Annotated in this window: 20 protein-coding genes and 1 other RNA gene; 16 read left to right on the top strand and 5 right to left on the bottom strand. The window is 54.2% G+C overall.

Annotated elements, in window-relative coordinates:
- Positions 1 to 179: 179 nt before the first annotated feature.
- The 7 genes from lon to ACOTX3_RS13835 all read left to right on the top strand — a co-directional run bounded on the left by lon (position 180) and on the right by ACOTX3_RS13835 (position 6,845).
- Entirely contained in the window at positions 180 to 2,534 is a 2,355-nt protein-coding gene (gene lon / locus ACOTX3_RS13865) for an endopeptidase La (RefSeq protein WP_013095859.1), read from the top strand.
- A 210-nt stretch (positions 2,535 to 2,744) separates the two neighbouring features.
- On the top strand, positions 2,745 to 3,017 hold the full coding sequence (hupB, locus tag ACOTX3_RS13860; protein ID WP_002444653.1) for a nucleoid-associated protein HU-beta: 273 nt from the start codon (positions 2,745 to 2,747) through the stop codon (positions 3,015 to 3,017).
- A 212-nt stretch (positions 3,018 to 3,229) separates the two neighbouring features.
- Entirely contained in the window at positions 3,230 to 5,101 is a 1,872-nt protein-coding gene (ppiD, locus tag ACOTX3_RS13855; RefSeq protein WP_058651624.1) for a peptidylprolyl isomerase, read from the top strand.
- A 148-nt stretch (positions 5,102 to 5,249) separates the two neighbouring features.
- Positions 5,250 to 5,630, top strand: a complete 381-nt coding sequence (locus ACOTX3_RS13850; RefSeq protein ID WP_020686127.1) for a helix-hairpin-helix domain-containing protein — start codon at positions 5,250 to 5,252, stop codon at positions 5,628 to 5,630.
- A 99-nt stretch (positions 5,631 to 5,729) separates the two neighbouring features.
- Positions 5,730 to 6,128, top strand: coding sequence for a YbgC/FadM family acyl-CoA thioesterase (locus tag ACOTX3_RS13845; RefSeq protein ID WP_058678434.1), 399 nt, complete (start codon positions 5,730 to 5,732; stop codon positions 6,126 to 6,128).
- A gap of 47 nt (positions 6,129 to 6,175) precedes the next feature.
- Entirely contained in the window at positions 6,176 to 6,529 is a 354-nt protein-coding gene (locus ACOTX3_RS13840) for a type II toxin-antitoxin system RelE/ParE family toxin (RefSeq protein WP_058678435.1), read from the top strand.
- Complete coding sequence (locus ACOTX3_RS13835; RefSeq protein ID WP_013095863.1) at positions 6,516 to 6,845, top strand: addiction module antidote protein; 330 nt, start codon at positions 6,516 to 6,518, stop codon at positions 6,843 to 6,845. Before ACOTX3_RS13840 ends, ACOTX3_RS13835 begins: the two co-directional genes overlap by 14 nt.
- 2 nt (positions 6,846 to 6,847) lie before the next feature.
- Here the strand turns inward: ACOTX3_RS13835 and queC are convergent, their stop codons facing one another.
- Together queC and ACOTX3_RS13825 are read right to left on the bottom strand one after the other, a co-directional pair.
- Positions 6,848 to 7,543: a 7-cyano-7-deazaguanine synthase QueC gene (gene queC / locus ACOTX3_RS13830; RefSeq protein WP_013095864.1), complete on the bottom strand. Its 696-nt coding sequence runs from the start codon at positions 7,541 to 7,543 to the stop codon at positions 6,848 to 6,850.
- 66 nt (positions 7,544 to 7,609) lie between these two features.
- Positions 7,610 to 9,310 (bottom strand): SgrR family transcriptional regulator, encoded by a 1,701-nt coding sequence (locus ACOTX3_RS13825; protein ID WP_058678436.1) that lies wholly within the window; start codon positions 9,308 to 9,310, stop codon positions 7,610 to 7,612.
- A 101-nt stretch (positions 9,311 to 9,411) separates the two neighbouring features.
- Between ACOTX3_RS13825 and cof the strand changes: the two genes are divergently transcribed.
- On the top strand, positions 9,412 to 10,230 hold the full coding sequence (gene cof / locus ACOTX3_RS13820; RefSeq protein WP_038418803.1) for an HMP-PP phosphatase: 819 nt from the start codon (positions 9,412 to 9,414) through the stop codon (positions 10,228 to 10,230).
- Positions 10,231 to 10,271: 41 nt separating this feature from the next.
- Here cof and ACOTX3_RS13815 read toward each other — a convergent pair whose 3' ends face one another.
- Positions 10,272 to 11,318: a PLP-dependent cysteine synthase family protein gene (locus ACOTX3_RS13815; protein WP_058678437.1), complete on the bottom strand. Its 1,047-nt coding sequence runs from the start codon at positions 11,316 to 11,318 to the stop codon at positions 10,272 to 10,274.
- Between the two features lie 115 nt (positions 11,319 to 11,433).
- Between ACOTX3_RS13815 and ACOTX3_RS13810 the strand changes: the two genes are divergently transcribed.
- From ACOTX3_RS13810 to amtB, 5 genes are all read left to right on the top strand, one after another.
- Positions 11,434 to 11,892: an Lrp/AsnC family transcriptional regulator gene (locus ACOTX3_RS13810; RefSeq protein ID WP_020686133.1), complete on the top strand. Its 459-nt coding sequence runs from the start codon at positions 11,434 to 11,436 to the stop codon at positions 11,890 to 11,892.
- A gap of 30 nt (positions 11,893 to 11,922) precedes the next feature.
- Positions 11,923 to 13,695, top strand: a complete 1,773-nt coding sequence (locus ACOTX3_RS13805) for a SmdA family multidrug ABC transporter permease/ATP-binding protein (protein ID WP_023621395.1) — start codon at positions 11,923 to 11,925, stop codon at positions 13,693 to 13,695.
- Entirely contained in the window at positions 13,688 to 15,469 is a 1,782-nt protein-coding gene (locus ACOTX3_RS13800; RefSeq protein WP_013095870.1) for a SmdB family multidrug efflux ABC transporter permease/ATP-binding protein, read from the top strand. Before ACOTX3_RS13805 ends, ACOTX3_RS13800 begins: the two co-directional genes overlap by 8 nt.
- A 222-nt stretch (positions 15,470 to 15,691) precedes the next feature.
- Positions 15,692 to 16,030 carry a P-II family nitrogen regulator gene (gene glnK, locus ACOTX3_RS13795; protein WP_008503304.1) on the top strand — a complete coding sequence of 113 codons (339 nt, stop codon included), beginning with the start codon at positions 15,692 to 15,694 and terminating at the stop codon, positions 16,028 to 16,030.
- Positions 16,031 to 16,065: 35 nt separating this feature from the next.
- On the top strand, positions 16,066 to 17,352 hold the full coding sequence (gene amtB / locus ACOTX3_RS13790; protein WP_013095872.1) for an ammonium transporter AmtB: 1,287 nt from the start codon (positions 16,066 to 16,068) through the stop codon (positions 17,350 to 17,352).
- Positions 17,353 to 17,789: 437 nt separating this feature from the next.
- On the opposite strand, the gene tesB is transcribed toward amtB, so the two are convergent.
- Positions 17,790 to 18,650 (bottom strand): acyl-CoA thioesterase II, encoded by an 861-nt coding sequence (gene tesB / locus ACOTX3_RS13785; protein ID WP_013095873.1) that lies wholly within the window; start codon positions 18,648 to 18,650, stop codon positions 17,790 to 17,792.
- 203 nt (positions 18,651 to 18,853) lie between these two features.
- Here tesB and ACOTX3_RS13780 point away from each other — a divergent pair, with 203 nt between their 5' ends.
- Positions 18,854 to 19,381: a YbaY family lipoprotein gene (locus tag ACOTX3_RS13780; protein WP_013095874.1), complete on the top strand. Its 528-nt coding sequence runs from the start codon at positions 18,854 to 18,856 to the stop codon at positions 19,379 to 19,381.
- Between the two features lie 29 nt (positions 19,382 to 19,410).
- On the opposite strand, the gene ACOTX3_RS13775 is transcribed toward ACOTX3_RS13780, so the two are convergent.
- A complete protein-coding gene (locus tag ACOTX3_RS13775) occupies positions 19,411 to 19,722 on the bottom strand; it encodes an MGMT family protein (protein WP_013095875.1) in 312 nt (103 codons plus the stop codon).
- 169 nt (positions 19,723 to 19,891) lie between these two features.
- Here ACOTX3_RS13775 and ffs point away from each other — a divergent pair.
- Together ffs and ACOTX3_RS13765 are read left to right on the top strand one after the other, a co-directional pair.
- Positions 19,892 to 19,988: signal recognition particle sRNA small type (gene ffs / locus ACOTX3_RS13770), an RNA gene on the top strand.
- A 118-nt stretch (positions 19,989 to 20,106) separates the two neighbouring features.
- Positions 20,107 to 21,069, top strand: a complete 963-nt coding sequence (locus ACOTX3_RS13765) for a site-specific integrase (RefSeq protein ID WP_250116767.1) — start codon at positions 20,107 to 20,109, stop codon at positions 21,067 to 21,069.
- The last annotated feature ends 68 nt before the right edge of the window (positions 21,070 to 21,137 follow it).

The following is a 21,137-nucleotide window of genomic DNA, read 5'->3' as shown; positions in this document are numbered from 1 at the left end:
CAAATCATACAAGCAGTTAATCAAAAAGGGGGGATTTTATCTCCCCTTTACTTTTTCCGTATTCATGGCGTTGAATGTGTGGGAAACATCCCCATATACTGGATTACATGTTAATGGTTGTGTGAAGCACAGTTACATGACCAGTTTACCTGGCGGACACTAAACTAAGAGAGAGCTCTATGAATCCTGAGCGTTCTGAACGCATTGAAATCCCCGTATTGCCGTTGCGCGATGTGGTGGTTTATCCGCACATGGTCATACCCTTATTTGTAGGGCGGGAAAAATCTATCCGTTGCCTCGAAGCCGCCATGGATCATGATAAAAAAATCATGTTGGTTGCGCAGAAGGAAGCTTCGACGGATGAGCCGGGTGTAAACGATCTTTTCACCGTCGGGACCGTGGCCTCTATTTTGCAGATGCTGAAGCTGCCTGACGGCACCGTTAAGGTGCTGGTAGAAGGCCTGCAGCGTGCGCGTATTACCACCCTGTCTGACAATGGCGAACATTTCTCTGCCAAGGCAGAGTACCTTGATTCGCCTCAGCTTGATGAGCGCGAGCAGGAAGTGCTGGTGCGCACCGCGATTAGCCAGTTTGAAGGCTATATCAAGCTGAACAAGAAAATCCCACCAGAAGTGCTGACGTCGCTGAACAGCATCGACGATCCCGCACGTCTGGCGGACACCATCGCAGCGCATATGCCGCTGAAGCTGGCGGACAAACAGTCCGTGCTGGAGATGTCCGACGTTAACGAACGTCTGGAATATCTGATGGCGATGATGGAGTCTGAAATCGATCTGCTGCAGGTTGAGAAGCGTATTCGCAATCGCGTGAAAAAGCAGATGGAAAAATCGCAGCGTGAGTACTATCTGAATGAGCAAATGAAAGCCATTCAGAAAGAGCTCGGCGAGATGGACGACGCGCCGGACGAAAACGAAGCGCTGAAGCGTAAGATCGACGCGGCAAAAATGCCGAAAGAGGCCAAAGAGAAAGCGGAAGCTGAACTGCAGAAGCTGAAAATGATGTCTCCGATGTCGGCTGAAGCGACGGTGGTGCGTGGCTACATCGAGTGGATGGTTCAGGTGCCGTGGAATGCCCGCAGCAAGGTCAAAAAAGACCTGCGTCAGGCGCAGGAGATCCTGGATACCGACCACTACGGCCTGGAGCGTGTTAAAGACCGCATCCTTGAGTACCTCGCGGTACAAAGCCGTGTAAACAAACTGAAAGGCCCAATCCTCTGTCTGGTTGGACCGCCAGGGGTAGGTAAAACCTCTCTGGGTCAGTCCATTGCGAAAGCGACCGGACGTAAATATATTCGTATGGCGCTGGGTGGCGTACGCGACGAAGCGGAAATCCGCGGTCACCGTCGTACCTACATCGGTTCTATGCCGGGTAAATTGATCCAGAAGATGGCGAAAGTAGGGGTTAAAAACCCACTGTTCCTGCTCGATGAGATCGACAAAATGTCGTCGGATATGCGTGGCGATCCGGCCTCGGCTCTGCTGGAAGTACTTGATCCAGAACAGAACGTGGCGTTCAGCGATCACTACCTGGAGGTGGATTACGATCTGAGCGATGTGATGTTCGTAGCGACCTCCAACTCCATGAACATTCCGGCACCGCTGCTGGATCGTATGGAAGTGATCCGTCTGTCTGGTTATACCGAAGACGAGAAGCTGAATATTGCGAAGCAGCATCTGCTGCCAAAACAGATTGAGCGTAACGCACTGAAAGCCAACGAGCTGACCGTCGAGGACAGCGCGATTATCGGCATCATTCGCTACTACACTCGCGAAGCGGGCGTGCGTAGCCTTGAGCGTGAAATCTCGAAACTGTGCCGTAAAGCGGTGAAACAGCTGCTGCTGGATAAGAGCCTGAAGCACATCACCATTAACGGCGACAATCTGCATGCCTATCTGGGCGTTCAGCGTTTCGACTATGGTCGTGCGGACAACGAAAACCGCGTGGGTCAGGTCACCGGTCTGGCATGGACAGAAGTGGGCGGCGATCTGCTGACCATCGAAACCGCCTGTGTGCCAGGTAAAGGTAAGCTAACCTATACCGGTTCTTTGGGTGAAGTCATGCAGGAGTCCATCCAGGCGGCCTTGACTGTGGTTCGCGCACGTGCGGAGAAACTGGGGATCAACCCGGATTTCTACGAAAAACGTGACATCCACGTTCACGTCCCGGAAGGGGCAACGCCGAAAGATGGCCCAAGCGCCGGTATCGCGATGTGTACCGCGCTGGTCTCCTGTCTCACAGGGAACCCGGTGCGTGCTGATGTCGCAATGACCGGTGAAATTACCCTGCGTGGTCAGGTTCTGCCAATTGGTGGGTTAAAAGAAAAACTGCTGGCGGCACATCGTGGTGGGATCAAAACCGTATTGATTCCTTACGAAAATAAACGCGATCTGGAAGAGATTCCGGACAACGTGATTGCCGATCTGCAGATCCATCCTGTTAAGCGAATTGAGGAGGTTCTTACTCTCGCATTGCAGAATGAACCCTCCGGAATGCAGGTTGTGACCGCAAAATAGTGACCTCGCGCAAAGAGCGTCAATAAAAACAAGGCTGGTAAGTCATTTCGCACTTGCCAGCCTTTTTTTGTATAGCTAATTTAGATTGCTGATTAGGTCAGCCATCAACAACGGGTGTTGTAAGGTCATGGCAGGCCTGATATAACTGCTGCGCGGTCGCGTTGTGAAGGATTCAGGCGCGATATAAATTATAAAGAGAGGAAGAGAACAGTGAATAAATCTCAACTGATTGACAAAATTGCTGCTGGTGCTGATATTTCTAAAGCTGCAGCTGGACGTGCGTTAGATGCATTAATTGCTTCTGTTACTGAATCTCTGCAGGCTGGGGACGACGTTGCACTGGTAGGCTTCGGTACTTTTGCTGTTAAAGAGCGTGCTGCCCGTACTGGCCGCAACCCTCAGACCGGTAAAGAGATCACCATTGCTGCCGCTAAAGTGCCGGGTTTCCGTGCAGGTAAAGCGCTGAAAGACGCAGTAAACTGATTGCTTTCCCGTTTCAGGGAAGCCGAAAAGTACAAGGGCGCATCATTTGATGTGCCTTTTTTATTTGTCCAGACCTGATTTGTGCGAGTTTATGCGAGTTGTGGGCTGACAATCGCCCCGTTTTCTTGTCACAATACGCCTTTACGCGCGACGGTCAGGATTTTCCGTTAGCGTCAGGTAACCAGTCACCTACAGCGGAGTGTTGTTACACCATGATGGACAGCTTACGCACGGCTGCTAACAGTCTCGTGCTCAAGATTATTTTCGGTATCATTATCGTGTCGTTCATATTGACCGGCGTGAGCAGTTACCTTATCGGCGGTGGCGCGAACTATGCCGCAAAAGTGAACGGCCAGGAAATCAGCCGCGGTCAGTTCGAGAACGCGTTTGCCGGTGAACGTAACCGTATGCAGCAACAGCTGGGCGACCAATTCTCTGAGCTGGCTGCGAACGAAGGATACATGAAAACCCTGCGCCAGCAGACGCTGAACCGCCTGATTGACGAAGCGCTCCTCGATCAATATGCCAAAAAACTGGGTCTGGGTATCAGCGATGAGCAGGTTAAAAAAGCCATCTTCTCGACTCAGGCTTTCCAGTCTAACGGCAAGTTCGACAATGCTCGCTATAACAGCATTGTGAATCAGATGGGCATGACGGCCGATCAATACGCGCAGGCGCTGCGTAACCAGCTGACGACGCAACAGCTCATCAATGCGGTGGTTGGTACTGATTTCATGCTCAAAGGTGAAACTGACGAACTGGCAGCCCTGGTGGCACAGCAGCGTGTTGTGCGTCAGGCGACCATCGATGTGAATGCGCTCGCGGCGAAGCAGCAGGTGAGCGACGCAGAGGTTAACGCCTGGTACGAGCAGAATAAAAACAGCTTTGTTGCACCTGAGCAGTTCCGCGTGAGCTATATCAAGCTGGATGCTGCTGCGTTGCAGGAAAGCGCGACTGATGCAGAAATCCAGTCTTACTACGATCAGCATCAGGATCAGTTCACTCAGCCGCAGCGTAACCGCTACAGCGTGATTCAGACCAAAACCGAAGCCGATGCCAAAGCGGTGCTGGATGAGCTGAACAAAGGCGCAGATTTCGCCACCGTTGCGAAAGCAAAATCCACCGACATCATTTCTGCCAAAAATGGCGGCGATATGGGCTGGCTGGAAGCGGCGACTACGCCGGATGAGCTGAAAAATGCCGGTCTGAAAGACAAGGGCCAGCTGTCGGGTGTGATTAAATCGTCCGTTGGTTTCCTGGTTGCGCGTCTGGATGATATCGAAGCCGCTAAAACCAAACCACTGGCTGAGGTGCGTGATGATATCGCCGCCAAAGTGAAGCAGGAAAAAGCGCTTGATGCGTACTATGCCCTGCAGCAGAAAGTGAGCGATGCGGCGAGCAACGACAACGAATCTCTGGCCGGTGCAGAGCAGGTTGCTGGCGTGAAAGCGGTGGAGACCGGCTGGTTTGGCCGAGACAACCTGCCGGAAGAGCTGAACTTCAAACCGGTTTCGGATGCCATCTTCAACGGTGGTCTGGTGGGCGAGAACGGTACGCCGGGCAGCAACTCCGATATCATTACCGTTGACGGTGACCGTGCGTTTGTTCTGCGCGTAAGCGAGCACAAGCCTGAAGCGGTAAAACCGCTGGCGGAAGTGAAAGATCAAGTTGTGGCGCAGGTTAAACATAGCAAAGCGGAACAGCAGGCAAAACTGGATGCTGAGAAGATCCTGGCTGACCTGAAAGCCGGTAAAGAAGACGCCCTGAAAGCGGCGGGTCTGAGCTTCGGTGACGCGAAAACGCTGAGCCGAACCGGTCAGGACCCAATCAGCCAGGCTGTGTTTGGTCTGAGCCTGCCAGCGAAAGACAAACCGAGCTTCGGGACAACAACCGACATGCAGGGGAACGTCGTTCTGCTGGCGCTGGATGAAGTGAAAGCCGGCACCATGCCAGAAGCGCAAAAGAAAGCAATGGTTCAGGGTATCACCCAGAACAATGCCCAGATTGCTTTCGAAGCGATGATGAGCAACCTGCGTAAAGAAGCCAAAATCAAGCTGGGCGATGCCATCACTCAGCAGCAATAATTACGTATCTGCTCGCAGATTTTCGTAACGCTCTGCAAACCCTGAAGGCCGCTTTCGCGGCCTTTTCCATTTCTGCAAACGCATGTTTGAGCCTCCTTTGGCTGACGGCTATGGTGACATGGCTGTCAACAAACAAGGAGATAACAGCATGAAATGTGGAATCAAAGCACTGCTAATCACACTGGCTATTGCCACCACCGGAATGAGCGCAGGCGCACTGGCGGCGGCCCCCGCAGCCAAAACGCAGTCTGTACAGAGCAAAACTGACCCCGCTGCACAGGCATCTGCCCAGACTAAAGCCGCTGAACCTGGCAAAAGCACAGAGGACGACGGTACACGCGTCAGCATCAATACGGCCTCGGCTGAAGATCTCGCCCGCGTGATGAACGGCGTAGGGCTCAAAAAAGCGCAGGCTATCGTCAGCTACCGTGAAGAGTACGGCCCGTTTAAAACGGTTGACGACCTCAGGCAGGTTCCGGGGATGGGCAGTTCACTGGTTGAGCGCAACCTCTCACACCTGACGTTGTAATTTCAGTTTTACTTGCACAGCAGCAAAAGTTTGCCAGGATAAAGAGGTCATACCAGTCTTGACCTCTTATCCTATAACAACAGTAAAGGCTATTGCGCTATGCAGACAAAAATCAAAGTACGCGGTTTTCATCTTGATGTTTACCAGCACGTGAATAACGCCCGCTATCTCGAATTTCTGGAAGAGGCGCGCTGGGACGGGCTGGAAAACAGCGAAAGCTTTCAATGGCTGACCGCGCACAACATCGCGTTCGTGGTCGTCAACATCAATATCAACTATCGTCGCCCGGCCGTGCTGGGGGATGTGCTTACAGTGACCAGCCAGGTGCAACAGCTAAACGGGAAGAGCGGCGTGCTCAGTCAGGTCGTGACGCTGGATCCGGAAGGGCAGGTGGTAGCCGATGCGCTGATCACCTTCGTTTGTATCGATCTGAAAACGCAGAAAGCACTGCTGCTGGAAGGGGAGTTGCGGGAAAAGCTGGAGTTGATGATCGTGTGATTTTTTGTCTTTTATAAAAGACAAAGTGTTTTTCCAGGGATAGAATAATGGACAGGGACTATGTTGTTGAGCGTTATCGGACCCGTGATGGCAAAGTGCCGTTTGAGGAGTGGATAACCAGGATGCGTAGAAAGGATCCGGAGATTGTTTTACGGATCCTTATGCGTATTAACCGTGCAATAAAGCATAATTTTGGTGATTACAAATACCTTAGAGAAGGTGTTTGGGAGATGCGAATTGATAGTGGTCCCGGTTACAGGATCTATTTTGCCGTAGAGCATCAGAGGGTCTTGTTGTTACTCATCGGTGGTGACAAGAAGAGTCAAAAACAAGATGTTAAACAGGCGGTAGATTTCTTGAAAGATCATCTATCTAAAGGAAAAACAGATGAGCACTTCTAAACGACACTATTCAAGTTCTGTTAACCATCACGATGCGGTTGTAAAAATGCTTCGTGAAAACCCTTCCTACGCTCAACTTTACCTGCAAATAGCACTGGAAGAAATTTATGAGGATCAGGGGATCCCTGCCTATCTCATTGCACTCCGCCAGGTCATCGAATCCCGCGGCGGCATAGGTGAAATTGCTGCCAAAGCAGGTCTTTCCCGCCAGCAGCTATACCGAACCTTGTCTGATAATGGCAATCCAACACTGACGACGCTAATGAAAGTCACGCGTGCTGCCGGTGTAAAACTGTTCGACAGCACGGTCAAATAACCCTATTTCAGCCCGGTTTTTTTCTGCATCGCGGCCATCACACCGGCTTTATCTGCCAGGTAGTGATTCAAGCCATTGGCACGCAGGTTACAGGCGGCGCACTGGCCGCATCCGTCGCCCTTGATGCCGTTGTAGCAGGTCAGGGTTTCGCTGCGAACCAGATCCAGCTTGCCCCAGTAGTCCGCCAGTGCCCAGGTTTCCGCTTTATCAAGCCACATTAGCGGCGTTTCAAAGCGCGTCTCCTTGGCCATCCCCAGATTTACCGCATGATTAAGCGCTTTTACAAACTCGTCGCGGCAGTCCGGGTAACCGGAGAAGTCGGTTTCGCAAACGCCGGTGATCACCGCTTCGGCTTGCACCTGGTAGGCGTAGATGGCCGTCAGGGTCAGAAAAAGAATATTACGCCCTGGCACAAAGGTATTGGGAATACCGCTGGCGTCAGGTTTGTAATCAGGAACAGGAATACTGTCGCGGGTGAGGCTGCTGACGGCCAGTTCGTTTAACAGCGTGACGTCCAGCACCTTATGCGCGCGTGCGCCCAGTTTCAGCGCCAGTTCGCGGGCAACGTCGATTTCAGCGCGATGGCGCTGGCCATAATCGAAAGTGACACAATGCACTTCATCGTACTGGTGAAGCGCCTGAACCAGGCAGGTAGTGGAATCTTGTCCTCCGCTGAACACGACGACGGCACGTTTCATAAATCATCTCGACAGTTACGGTAAAAACATTATGTTACCGTCTGACTTCGGCGACGACCAGCTTCTTCACGACCGGGGGGCTGGAAGCCAGGCTTCAGTGAAATCAAACCAGCCACGGGTATTCAGTCGTATTCCGTTTACTCCCGGTGGCGCGCTAATTTGATACTGGTAGTTAAACAGCGGCGTCAGCACCGCATTATCCATCAGCCGGGTAAAGATGGCTCTCAGGCCAGCGTGTCTTGCCTGCTCATCGGCCTGAGTCTGAACGGCATCCAGCGTGGCTTGCAGATGCGCAACTTGCGGCGCGCTTAGCAGATGCGGCCAGAGGGTATCGCACCGAAGCCACTGTTCAAGCGTGTACTCCGGCGCTTCGCCAATCAGCCTGTCTCCCATCATCATGTCCGCATCGGCAAGCTGCGGACATCCGTCCCACGTCTTCGCATCGTGAAAGATAACGGTCAGTTCGCAGCCCTGCTGCGCAAGATACTGTTTTAGCTGGTTTGCCATGGTGTGTAACTCAACGGGCAAATGGTAAACGAGGGTTAACGCTGCCGGTAAAGGAACGTGCGTTAAATCCGGCCACCGGGGAATAGGCAGGCCTGGAAGCAGCTCTTCTGTTGGGGTAATCAACCCTTCGTTCAGCGGGAGCGTATGCAGCAGCGTTGAGAGATGGATGATATTGATTAGCCGTCGAGCCTGCAGTTCACTCATCCGGTCGCTCTGTTTCAGGGTGAGATAACAGAAGCCCAGGCTGGTGCTGTTACTTACCAGCCGCAGGCTCTCCAGTTCATCAGGCTCGCCAATGGCAATCTGGACCGGATGACGACAACTGGTCCCCAGTCCGTAATCAAATAGCGTCGGCGTGATCCAGTATTCAATCGCCTTGATCAGCGGGTGACTAAGATGGTACTGCTCGTGGCTTTCCAGACGCACCAGCTCGGAATCAAACACGCTCAGCCTGAAAGGGCCGCTGCCCGTCATGGGCTGATCGGGGTGGGCCAGACGGCTACAGTAGGTCGCCAGACGATGGGGCAACCAGTAGTCCGGTTGATGCAGGGTAAACGTCAGGCACTGCGGGTGAGTGACCTCGATGTCTAATACGCTCTGGAACAGTTTGCGCAGGGCTGGCAGCATAAGCAGGGCCTTCAGGCTCCGCTGCAACTGCGCTGTCTCAATTTTGTCGCCGTTATGCCAGTGCAGGGTCGAGCGTATATAAAAATGCCAGCGCAGGCCGCCATCCGTGACTTCCCAGTGATGGGCAAGATCGCCCGTTGGTTCGCTGTTGTTGCCGTTAAAGCGCGTCAGCCCGGAGAAAACCTGGCCTGCCAGGTGCTGCTCCGCCCGGCCGGGTAAAAAGCCAGGCTGCAGCGCATCCAGCGAGCGGTAATAGGGAATGCGCAGCGTCGGCGTATCGTTTTGCCACTGTCCGCCCAAAAAGGGATGCAGCAACTCCCGCAACTCTTCCGGCGCAAGCTGGGCCAGCTCCAGGGCGTTATGCTGCTGCCCATGCTTCAGCGCTTCTTCCATCATCGTATTGCGCAATGATTCCGGGCTGACATAAAACCTGAGCTCGCCGCGCTTGCCGCGACCAGACTGTGCATGCCAGTTCAGCCAGCCAGCCTCCTGCGCCTGACGCAGCAGGGTACGAACATGCCGCTCGCTGCAAAAACAGCGGCTGGCGAGCTCCGCAATGGTGACCTGCTGCGGTGCCCCTTCGGAGGGCTGCCACAGGCGTTGATACTGTTTGAGGCGGTTGAGCTGGCGCATGATAAACCCGGAACAATAATTCTCATCTATTCACTATTACTTCCGTATATCTCACGCAATACTGATGCACAAGTTAATCGCATCACATTTCGGGAGTTATGATGGCTCGGCTCGCTGCATTTGATATGGACGGCACGTTGTTAATGCCGGATCACCGTTTAGGGGAGAAAACCCTGAACACCCTTAAGCGTCTGCGTGAGCGTGATGTAACCCTGACGTTTGCCACTGGCCGTCATGTGCTGGAGATGCGCCATCTGCTGGGCGCATTTTCCCTGGATGCATTTCTGATTACCGGCAACGGAACACGAATTCATTCGGTCGAAGGGGAGGTGCTGCACCGTCAGGATCTCAACCCGGAAGTGGCGGATATCGTGCTGCACAGTACCTGGGATACCCAGGCCAGCGTTCATGTCTTTAACGATAACGGCTGGTTTACCGGTCGTGAAATCCCTCAACTTCTCCATGCGCATGTCTACAGCGGTTTTCGCTATCAGCTGATGGATCTGCGCCGCATCCCTGCCCACGCGGTGACCAAGATCTGTTTTTGTGGCGATCACGACGATCTCTGCCGCTTACGTATTCAGTTGAATGAGGCGTTAGGCGACCGGGCCCATCTGACCTTTTCGGCGGTGGATTGTCTGGAAGTGTTGCCGGTGGGGTGTAACAAAGGTTCTGCCCTGGCGGTTTTGAGCGACCACCTGGGCTTGACGCTGCAGGAGTGTATGGCGTTTGGTGACGCCATGAACGACCGCGAGATGCTGGGCAGCGTCGGGCGCGGTTTGATTATGGGGAATGCTATGCCGCAGCTGATCTCTGCGCTTCCTCATCTGCCGGTTATCGGACACTGCCGTAATGAAGCGGTGTCCCATTTTTTAACACATTGGCTGGACAACAACACCCTCCCATATTCCCCCGAATAGTGAGACCCTTCCAGCAAGCCAGACTTCGGTCTGGCTTTTTTTTATTTCACCAGCTGTGCAATTTGCGCTTGCCACGGCGCAATATCACCGATGTTTGCCTGCACCCACTCCGCGTTGTAATAGGTTTCCAGGTAGCGCTCCCCGCTGTCGCACAGCAGCGTGACGATAGAGCCCGTGCGGCCCTCTTCACGCATGCGTGCTGCCAGCTGCAGCGCACCCCACATATTGGTACCGGTAGAGGCACCCACCTTGCGGCCCAGCTGCGTCTCCAGCCAGTGGGCCGTCGCGACGCTGGCGGCATCCGGTACGCGGAGCATTTCATCCACCACATCAGGAATGAACGACGGCTCAACGCGCGGGCGGCCAATCCCTTCAATTTTACTGCCCACCGGGCTGCGCAGCTCGGCATTGCGGCTTTGCCAGTAGTCGAGGAAGACCGAGTTTTGCGGATCAACCACCATCAGTTGCGTATCGTAGCCCTGACAGCGGATATAGCGGCCAATGGTGGCCGAGGTTCCGCCCGTACCGGCGCTCATGACGATATATGACGGAACCGGATGAGGCTCATGAGTCATCTGGCGGAAAATACTGTCCGCAATATTGTTATTGCCACGCCAGTCGGTTGCACGCTCGGCGAAGGTGAACTGGTCCATATAGTGGCCGTTCAGCTCACGGGCCAGCATTTCCGAGGCGGCGTAAATTTCGCAGGCGCTTTCTACAAAGTGGCAGCGTCCGCCATAAAATTCGATCTGTTCGATTTTGCGTTTCGCGGTGCAGGAGGGCATGACAGCGATAAACGGCAGGCCCAGTAAACGGGCGAAATAGGCTTCGGAGACGGCGGTTGAACCGGATGACGATTCAATAATTGTCGTGCCTTCTTTAATCCAGCCGTTACACAAGCCATACAGGAACAGCGAACGCGCCAGACGATGCTTCAGGCTGCCCGTAGGATGGGTACTTTCATCTTTCAGATACAGCTGAATCCCCGCAAACCCCGGCAGGGCGAGGCGGATTAAATGGGTGTCGGCCGAGCGCTGGTAGTCGGCATTGATTTCGCTGATGGCATGTTTAACCCAGTTGCTATTCATCGTAATTATCCGTTTGTCATTTTGTGCCCAGCATAGCGAAAAGCACAGAAAAAATTGTTGCTATCTGGCCTTTAAAATAGAATGAAGGGAGAAAAATTTTCTCTGTGAGGTGGGTATGCTAGATAAAATTGACCGCAAGCTGCTTTCATTGCTGCAAAGTGACTGCACCCTCTCTTTGCAGGCGCTGGCAGATGCCGTTAATCTGACCACCACACCGTGCTGGAAGCGCCTCAAGAAGCTGGAAGATGACGGCATTCTGCTGGGGCGTGTCGCGTTATTAGATCCCGAAAAACTGGGGCTGGGCCTGACGGCCTTTGTCCTGATAAAAACGCAGCACCACAGCAGCGAATGGTATTGCCGCTTCGTAAACCAGGTCTCTGACATGCCGGAGGTCCTCGGCTTCTGGCGTATGGCCGGGGAGTACGATTATCTGATGCGTGTCCAGGTGGCAGATATGAAGCGCTATGATGATTTCTACAAGCGGCTGGTGAATAGCGTACCGGGCTTGTCGGACGTCACCTCAAGCTTCGCCATGGAACAGATTAAATACACCACAGCGTTACCCATTGAATAACTCCATAAAATACCTTCAGGAACAAACCGCGTGCGATTATTTGCCCAACTAAGCTGGTACTTTCGTCGGGAGTGGCAGCGCTACCTCGGCGCAGTTCTCCTGCTTATCATCATTGCCATTTTGCAGCTGATCCCGCCGAAGGTGGTAGGCTACGTCGTGGATGGCGTTACGGAACAGCATTACACCACCGCACGGGTGTTGATGTGGGTTGGCACGCTGGTGCTGACGGCCGTCATCGTCTATTTGCTGCGTTACGTCTGGCGCGTGCTGCTGTTTGGCGCGTCCTATCAGCTTGCCGTTGAGCTGCGCGAGGATTTTTACCGCCAGCTGAGCCGTCAGCACCCCGAGTTTTACCTGCGCCATCGCACCGGGGATCTCATCGCCCGTGCCACCAACGACGTCGATCGCGTGGTGTTCGCAGCCGGGGAAGGGGTGTTAACGCTGGTGGATTCGCTGGTAATGGGCTGCGCGGTTCTGATTGTGATGTCCACTCAGATCAGCTGGCAACTTACCCTGCTGGCATTGCTGCCGATGCCGCTGATGGCGCTGGCGATCAACCGTTATGGCGAACAACTGCACGAGCGTTTCAAGCTGGCGCAGGCGGCGTTTTCGTCGCTAAACGATCGCACGCAGGAGAGTATGACCAGCATCCGCATGATCAAAGCCTTTGGTCTGGAGGATCGGCAATCTGCCCTGTTTGCGGCCGATGCCGCAGACACCGGCGCAAAAAACATGCGCGTTGCGCGTATTGATGCGCGCTTTGATCCGACCATCTATATCGCCATTGGCATGGCTAACCTGTTGGCCGTCGGTGGCGGGAGCTGGATGGTGGTGCAGGGCACCTTGACCCTGGGGCAGTTAACCAGTTTTGCCATGTACCTGGGGCTGATGATTTGGCCGATGCTGGCGCTGGCCTGGATGTTTAATATCGTGGAGCGCGGCAGTGCCGCCTATAGCCGCATTCGCGCCATGTTGTCTGAAGCGCCAGTGGTCAACGACGGTACCGAACCGGTACCGGAAGGGCGTGGAGTGATGAACGTCGACATCCGTACGTTTGTTTATCCGCAGACGGAACATCCGGTGCTGGAAAACGTCAGCTTTACGCTGCAACCGGGGCAAATGCTCGGGATCTGTGGCCCGACGGGATCCGGTAAAAGTACCGTTCTTTCGCTGCTCCAGCGTCACTTTGATGTCACGCAGGGGGATATTCGTTTCCACAATCTTCCTCTCACGACACTGCAACTAGACGACTGGCGTCGCCGTTTGGCCGTGGTCAGCCAGACGCCGTTTCTCTTTTCTGACACTGTGGCGAACAACATAGCCCTTGGCTGTCCGTCGGCCACGCAGGAAGAGATTGAGCATGTGGCGCGCTTAGCCAGCGTACATGACGATATTTTGCGTCTGCCGCAGGGGTATGAAACGGAGGTGGGTGAACGTGGCGTTATGCTCTCTGGCGGGCAAAAACAGCGAATTTCCATTGCCCGTGCGCTGCTGCTCAATGCTGAAATCCTGATCCTGGATGATGCGCTTTCTGCTGTGGATGGTCGAACCGAACACCAGATCCTGCATAACCTTCGCCAGTGGAGCGACGGACGGACGGTGATCATCAGTGCCCACCGTTTGTCGGCGCTGACGGAAGCCAGTGAAATTCTGGTGTTGCAGCACGGGCACATTGCCCAGCGCGGGCAGCATGACCAGCTTGCGGAGCAACCGGGCTGGTATCGCGATATGTATCGCTATCAGCAGCTTGAAGCGGCACTCGACGATGCCCCGGAACAGGAAGAGGAGGACGCTAATGCGTAAATCAAAAACGCAGTGGCCGACGCTAAAACGCCTGCTGGCCTACGGTTCGCCATGGCGAAAACCCCTTGCTCTTGCCGTCGTGCTGCTGTGGATTGCGGCGATTGCAGAAGTGAGTGGTCCGCTGCTCATCAGTTATTTCATCGACAATATGGTTGCGAAAAGCTATTTGCCGCTGGGGCTGGTGGCGGGGTTAGGCGTGGCCTATGTGGGGCTACAGCTGGCAGCGGCTGGCCTGCACTATGCGCAGTCGCTACTCTTTAACCGGGCGGCGGTGGGTGTGGTTCAGAAGCTGCGTACCGACGTTATGGATGCTGCGCTGCGCCAGCCGCTGAGCGAGTTTGATATCCAGCCGGTCGGGCAGGTGATTTCGCGGGTGACCAACGATACCGAGGTGATTCGCGATCTGTACGTGACGGTCGTGGCGACCGTGCTGCGCAGTGCCGCGCTGATTGGCGCCATGCTGGTGGCGATGTTCAGCCTTGACTGGCGCATGGCGCTGGTGGCGATCGCGATTTTCCCGGCGGTGCTGATTGTGATGGTGATCTATCAGCGCTACAGCACACCTATTGTACGTCGGGTGCGGACCTACCTGGCCGATATTAACGATGGCTTCAACGAAGTGATCAACGGCATGAGCGTTATCCAGCAGTTCCGCCAGCAGGCTCGCTTTGGCGAACGCATGGGCGAAGCCAGCCGTTCGCACTATATGGCGCGTATGCAGACGCTGCGCCTTGATGGTTTCCTGCTGCGTCCGCTGCTGAGCCTCTTCTCGGCACTGGTGCTTTGCGGCCTGCTGATGCTCTTTGGCCTGAGTCCGGGCGGAACGATTGAAGTGGGGGTTCTGTATGCTTTTATCAGCTATCTGGGACGCCTGAACGAGCCGCTGATTGAACTCACAACCCAACAATCCATGTTGCAGCAGGCGGTGGTTGCTGGCGAGCGCGTCTTTGAACTGATGGACAGACCGCGTCAGACCTATGGTGAGGATACAGCACCGCTGCAAAGCGGGGCGATTACGTTTGACCATGTCTCGTTTGCCTACCGTGAAGACAGGCTGGTGTTGCAGGACATCAATCTTGATGTGCCGTCGCGCGGCTTTGTGGCGCTGGTGGGGCATACCGGCAGCGGCAAGAGTACGCTTGCAAGCCTGTTGATGGGCTACTACCCGTTAACGAAAGGCGAAATTCGTCTGGATGGACGTCCGCTGGCGTCGCTCAGCCACAGCGTATTGCGTAAAGGCGTGGCAATGGTGCAGCAAGACCCGGTCGTGCTGGCCGATACCTTTTACGCCAACGTGACCCTGGGGCGTGATTATACCGAGGAGCAGGTCTGGGCCGTGCTGGAAAAAGTGCAGCTCGCAGAGCTGGCACGCGGATTCAGCGACGGAATCAACACCCGGCTGGGCGAGCAGGGTAATAATCTTTCTGTCGGGCAAAAACAGCTTCTTGCGCTGGCGCGTGTGCTGATTGAAACGCCACAGGTGCTGATTCTGGATGAAGCGACGGCCAGCATCGACTCCGGTACTGAACAGGCTATCCAGCAGGCACTGGCCGCCGTGCGCGACCACACGACGCTGGTGGTTATCGCGCACCGTCTTTCAACGATTGTCGATGCAGATACCATTCTGGTGCTGCATCGCGGACAGGCCGTTGAACGCGGTACGCACCGGGCGCTCCTGGAGGCGAAAGGCCGCTACTGGCAGATGTATCAGCTGCAACTGGCGGGTGAAGAGCTGGCGGCCAGCGTCCGGGAGGAAGAGTCGCTTAGCGCCTGATGCACCAAAAACAGGCAACGTGCTAACAGTCACCGCTGTTGGTGCAAAACCGAAACGCGCCATGCACTGCCACGGTGCGTTTTTTTTCACCTGTTGACCATGAATGGTCTTTTAACGCGCATTGCGCCGCTTTTCCCTTCCGTTTTCATTTCTGGCACACCCCTTGCAATGTCTCCTGCGTGTTAGCTGCGGCCATTACCGAATTCTGACTGGAGGGGATCTATGAAGCTGGTTACGGTGGTAATCAAACCATTCAAACTCGAAGACGTGCGTGAAGCGTTGTCTTCAATGGGTATTCAGGGACTGACTGTCACCGAAGTAAAAGGCTTCGGTCGTCAGAAGGGTCATGCCGAGCTTTATCGCGGGGCGGAATACAGCGTTAACTTCCTGCCAAAAGTAAAAATTGATGTCGCGATTGCTGATGACCAGCTTGATGAAGTCATCGATGTGATCAGCAAAGCGGCCTATACCGGCAAAATTGGCGACGGCAAAATTTTCGTTGCCGAACTGCAGCGTGTCATTCGCATCCGTACCGGCGAATCTGACGAAGCGGCACTGTAAGTAACTCCTGGCACACAGTGATAGGGATCGAGAAAATGAAGATAGCAACAATCAAAACGGGTCTGGGTTCGCTGGCACTGCTGCCGGGCCTGGCAATGGCTGCTCCTGCGGTGGCAGACAAAGCCGATAACGCCTTTATGATGATCAGCACCGCGCTGGTGCTGTTCATGTCTATTCCGGGCATCGCGCTGTTTTACGGCGGCCTGATCCGTGGCAAAAACGTTCTCTCCATGCTGACGCAGGTTGCCGTGACGTTCGCGCTGGTTTGCGTGCTGTGGGTGGTCTACGGCTACTCTCTGGCCTTCGGTGAAGGTAACGCCTTCTTCGGCAACTTCAACTGGGCCATGTTGAAAAATATTGAACTGACCGCGGTGATGGGCAGTTTCTATCAGTACATCCACGTTGCGTTCCAGGGATCGTTCGCCTGTATCACCGTGGGGCTGATTGTGGGTGCGCTGGCTGAGCGTATTCGCTTCTCTGCCGTTCTGATCTTTGTGGTGGTCTGGCTGACGCTCTCCTATGTGCCGATTGCACACATGGTCTGGGGTGGCGGTCTGCTGGCGTCGCACGGCGCACTGGATTTCGCAGGCGGCACCGTTGTTCACATCAACGCTGCGGTGGCGGGTCTGGTGGGGGCATACCTGATTGGCAAACGCGTGGGCTTTGGCAAAGAAGCGTTCAAACCACACAACCTGCCGATGGTCTTTACCGGTACAGCAATCCTCTATTTTGGCTGGTTCGGCTTCAACGCTGGCTCTGCGAGCGCTGCTAACGAAATCGCTGCGCTGGCCTTCGTGAATACCGTGGTGGCCACGGCGGGTGCAATCCTCTCATGGGTGTTTGGTGAGTGGGCGGTTCGCGGTAAACCTTCTCTGCTGGGCGCGTGCTCGGGTGCCATTGCCGGTCTGGTGGGTATCACCCCAGCATGTGGTTACGTCGGTGTCGGTGGTGCGCTGCTTGTCGGCCTGGTGTCAGGTCTGGCGGGTCTGTGGGGTGTGACGGCGCTGAAACGTCTTCTGCGCGTGGATGACCCTTGCGATGTCTTTGGCGTGCACGGCGTGTGCGGTATCGTCGGTTGTATCATGACCGGTATCTTCGCCGCGAAATCGCTGGGCGGAGTGGGTTACGCTGAGGGCGTTGACATGGTTCACCAGGTGCTGGTGCAGCTGGAAAGTATCGCGATTACCGTTGTGTGGTCTGCTGTGGTGGCCTTCATTGGTTACAAACTGGCGGACATGACTGTGGGTCTGCGCGTACCGGAAGAGCAGGAGCGCGAAGGTCTCGACGTCAACAGCCACGGCGAGAATGCGTATAACGCATAATAAACAGCAAAACGGCAATCTCCGATTGCCGTTTTTAGTGTTTATTCCCTCTCCCAGTGGGAGAGGGCCAGGGTGAGGGCATCAGGCCGCACAAGGTAAAAGCAAAACGGCAATCCCTGATTGCCGTTTTTAGTATTTATTCCCTCTCCCCGTGGGCTGAGGGAGCCCAGTAATTTTTTACCGAAAGCGAAGAATGTTGTTTCAGGAAAATGAATGGCTTACCGCCGGGAGCCCGGGTCGCCAGGGCGGTGGCGATTGAGCCGCCCTGGCACGTTCACGGGTCATGCCGTTACAGAGTAGCAGGGAACATAAAGTGAACGGAATGACCTCCACAGCCGTATGTTCCCCCTCACCCCAGCCCTCTCCCAAAGGGAGAGGGGGCCGTCTGTGCAGGCATTATTTATGGATATCCCTCAGCCCTGTGGGGGAGGGCATTATCACCCGCGATTACGCATCACCCCTTCCTGCACCGTCGAGGCGACCAGCACGCCGTCCTGCGTATAAAACTCTCCACGTACAAACCCGCGAGCGCTGGACGCCGAGGTGCTTTCCACGCTGTAGAGTAGCCAGTCATTCATGTTAAATGGACGATGGAACCACATCGAGTGATCGATCGTCGCAACCTGCATCCCTTTTTCAAGGAACCCCACGCCGTGCGGCTGCAGTGCAACCGGCAGGAAGTTAAAATCTGACGCATAGCCCAGCAGATACTGATGCACGCGGAAATCCTCTGGTACGGTGCCGTTGGCGCGGATCCAGACCTGGCGTTTCGGCTCGGCCGTATGGCCTTTCATCGGGTTATGGAATTCGACCGGACGGATCTCCAGAGGTTTATCACAAAGGAATTTCTCTTTGACCTGCGGTGGCAGCAAGTGGGCCAGCGCGCGGGCGATATCGGTCTCCGATTTGAGATCGTCCGGCGACGGTGCCGCTGGCATCGTTTTCTGGTGCTCATAACCCGGTTCCGGTGCCTGGAAAGAGGCGGTCATGTAAAAGATGGGCTTGCCATTCTGAATGGCTGCCACGCGGCGCGCGCTAAAGCTGTTGCCGTCACGCAGCACTTCCACGTCGTACACAATGGGTTTTGCGCTATCGCCAGGACGCAGAAAATAGCTGTGAAAGGAGTGCACCAGACGGTCTGCCGGGACGGTCTCCTTGGCAGCGTACAGTGCCTGTCCGACGACCTGCCCGCCGAAGACCTGACGCAAGCCCAAATCTTCGCTCTGTCCGCGAAAGAGTCCTTCCTCAATTTTTTCCAGATTCAGTAATGTCAGCAGATTGTTCAGTGCCTGACTCATAGTTGTCCTCAATAAACGCCGTGGCGAAAGATAGGCAGAGTATAACGCAGAAATGAAAGTGGTCCGACGGGTAGAATTATCTGAATATCAGGGAGAATTTAGGCATTAATCAGTGATCTGTGCCACACTTGAATACGATATGTGTTTGAAACGACATCGGATGGGATCGATCCCGCTGGTGCATTGATGATAAGGAGACTTCAATGAAACTCGTGCCCATGCTAAGTGGTGTAGCTATTGCGGTGGCGTTGTCCGCCTGTGCAGGTAAGAGCGCCCAGGTGCCGGTGCCAGCAGCAGATCCAAATGGGATTAATACACTCTCACAGCAATCCATTCAGCAACCTAATGTTTCCGGTACTATCTGGATCAAACAGCGAGTCGCTTTACCACCGGATGCGGTATTAACGGTCACGCTGTCTGATGCTTCTCTGGCCGACGCGCCGTCGAAAGTGGTGGCCCAGCGTGCTGTACGTACCGAAGGTAAGCAGGCACCGTTTAGCTTCGTGCTGCCGTATAACCCGGCAGACGTACAGCCGAACGCCCGTATCCTTCTGAGCGCTGCGGTAACCATCAACGGTAAGCTGGTGTTTATTACCGATACGGTTCAGGAAGCCATCAACAACGGTGGGACGAAAATCGACCTGAACCTGGTGCCGGTGCAGCAAACCGAAGTGCCGATCGCACCACAGACGAACCAACCGTCTGTACCTACCCCACCGACTCAGCTGTAATGTGTTCCCCTCTCCTTCGGGGGAGGGGCTCAATACACCCAGCGATACTTCTGCAAATCAATCTGCCCTGACCCGGACACCTGTACCCCTTCTGAAAGTAATGCCTGCCTCTGGCGCTGCAAATCCGGCCCGGTGAGCGAGATGGCACCATGACGATTCACAACCCGATGCCAGGGCAATGTACTGCCTTCAGGAAGCCGTTTTAGCACGCCACCCACCTGACGCGCCGCGCGGGGGGAGCCAGCAAGACGTGCGACGTCACCATAGGTTGTCACGTAGCCCTCCGGAATGGAGGCCACAATTTGCCACACTCGCTGTGGAAAGGAGTCGTGTTCGTCCATCAGTACACCTGTGGGGATGAGTGAAGTGTCATGTTAAACGAAGATTGCGCCGATTGCTGTGCCTGTTTGCGCAAGAAACCACCATCCGGTTGCTGGCAGCTTGCAATTGACCGTTAGCACAGGGATAATGCGCCAGCGCGTTGGTTAACAACGCTCACAATGGGGGCCCTGTTGGTTCTCCCGCAACGCTACTCTGTTCACCAGGTCAGGTCCGGAAGGAAGCAGCCAGGGCAGACGACGTGTGTGCCGGGATGTAGCTGGCAGGGCCCCCACCCATTTCTGGGTAAGTACTTGATAGCTATACGCTATAGTACTGAAATCTCTCCTCCATAGCCTTAGTGGTACAAAAACTGTGTATCACCAGTAGGCTACACGATGTCCCTTATGCTCTCCCGTCATGGGATCTGGTACTACCGGAAAGTTAACGTCTTACCTTGTGGTAAACGCCGCGAGTTTCGTCGTTCGTTAGGTACGCGTTCAAAGACTGAAGCGACAAAGCGATCTTTACGCTTTGCAGATCGTCCTTGGCTGAGTACTGAAACCGCCACGACTACAATCGATTTGATTCAATCCCCTCATTCAGACTTGTCGCTCAGCGAGCTAAAACTACATGCTGAGCAGTACGTTGAGTTTAAAAGCCGTGAAGTTTGTGAAAGGGAATTTTCTTCTATCAAACGCTGTATTGAAAAGTACTTTAGCTTCACTGATCAGGTGCTTAAGCGTAGCAGGGCTGCTGAATTCATTAGCGGGCTCGATGTCGCGATTCCTACAAAGAACAAATATGTTAAGAAAATCAGTGGTTTTTTCCGATGGCTGAAACATCGCACTGACTATGATTTTCAAAATCCCTTTGAGGGGTTGCTCCAAAAGGATCGCGAGCCAGTTTCCCAAAAGCGAGAGGCATATACCTCTGCTCAGATCAGATGTCTGGAGAATGGGATCAGTACTTTACCTGACTGGAAGAGATGGATTATTTTGCTTGGTCGATTTACGGGGATGAGAGCTAATGAAATTTGTCAGCTATATCATGGTGATATATTTAAAAATGAGGGAAGATGGTGCATCAGGATTGATGATCGTCATGATGGACAGGTGGTCAAAACGGAGAACAGTAAACGTACAATACCAATTCATAACAAATTGATAGATATGGGATTTTTGGACTATGTACAGAACCAAAAGGGTAGACTGTTCCCGCAGTTAACTTTCTATAAAGGGTCATACAGCCACTACTTCACCCGCTGGTTTAGTGGTTATCGCAAAAAATTAGGGGTTCCAGAGTTTCATTCACTGCGACATTACATTGCCACTGACCTGCCCCCACGATTAGATACAACACTCAGTTAGTAACGTCGGAATCTTCATTCTCAGAATGACCCTTTCTCCAGCCCGCTGCAAATTCAGACGGTGTCTGA

Source organism: Enterobacter cloacae complex sp. IR5384 (assembly GCF_049237265.1).
GTDB lineage: Bacteria > Pseudomonadota > Gammaproteobacteria > Enterobacterales > Enterobacteriaceae > Enterobacter > Enterobacter cloacae.
Note: the sequence above shows the minus strand (reverse complement) of the source record. Positions and strands in the feature narration are given on the sequence as shown.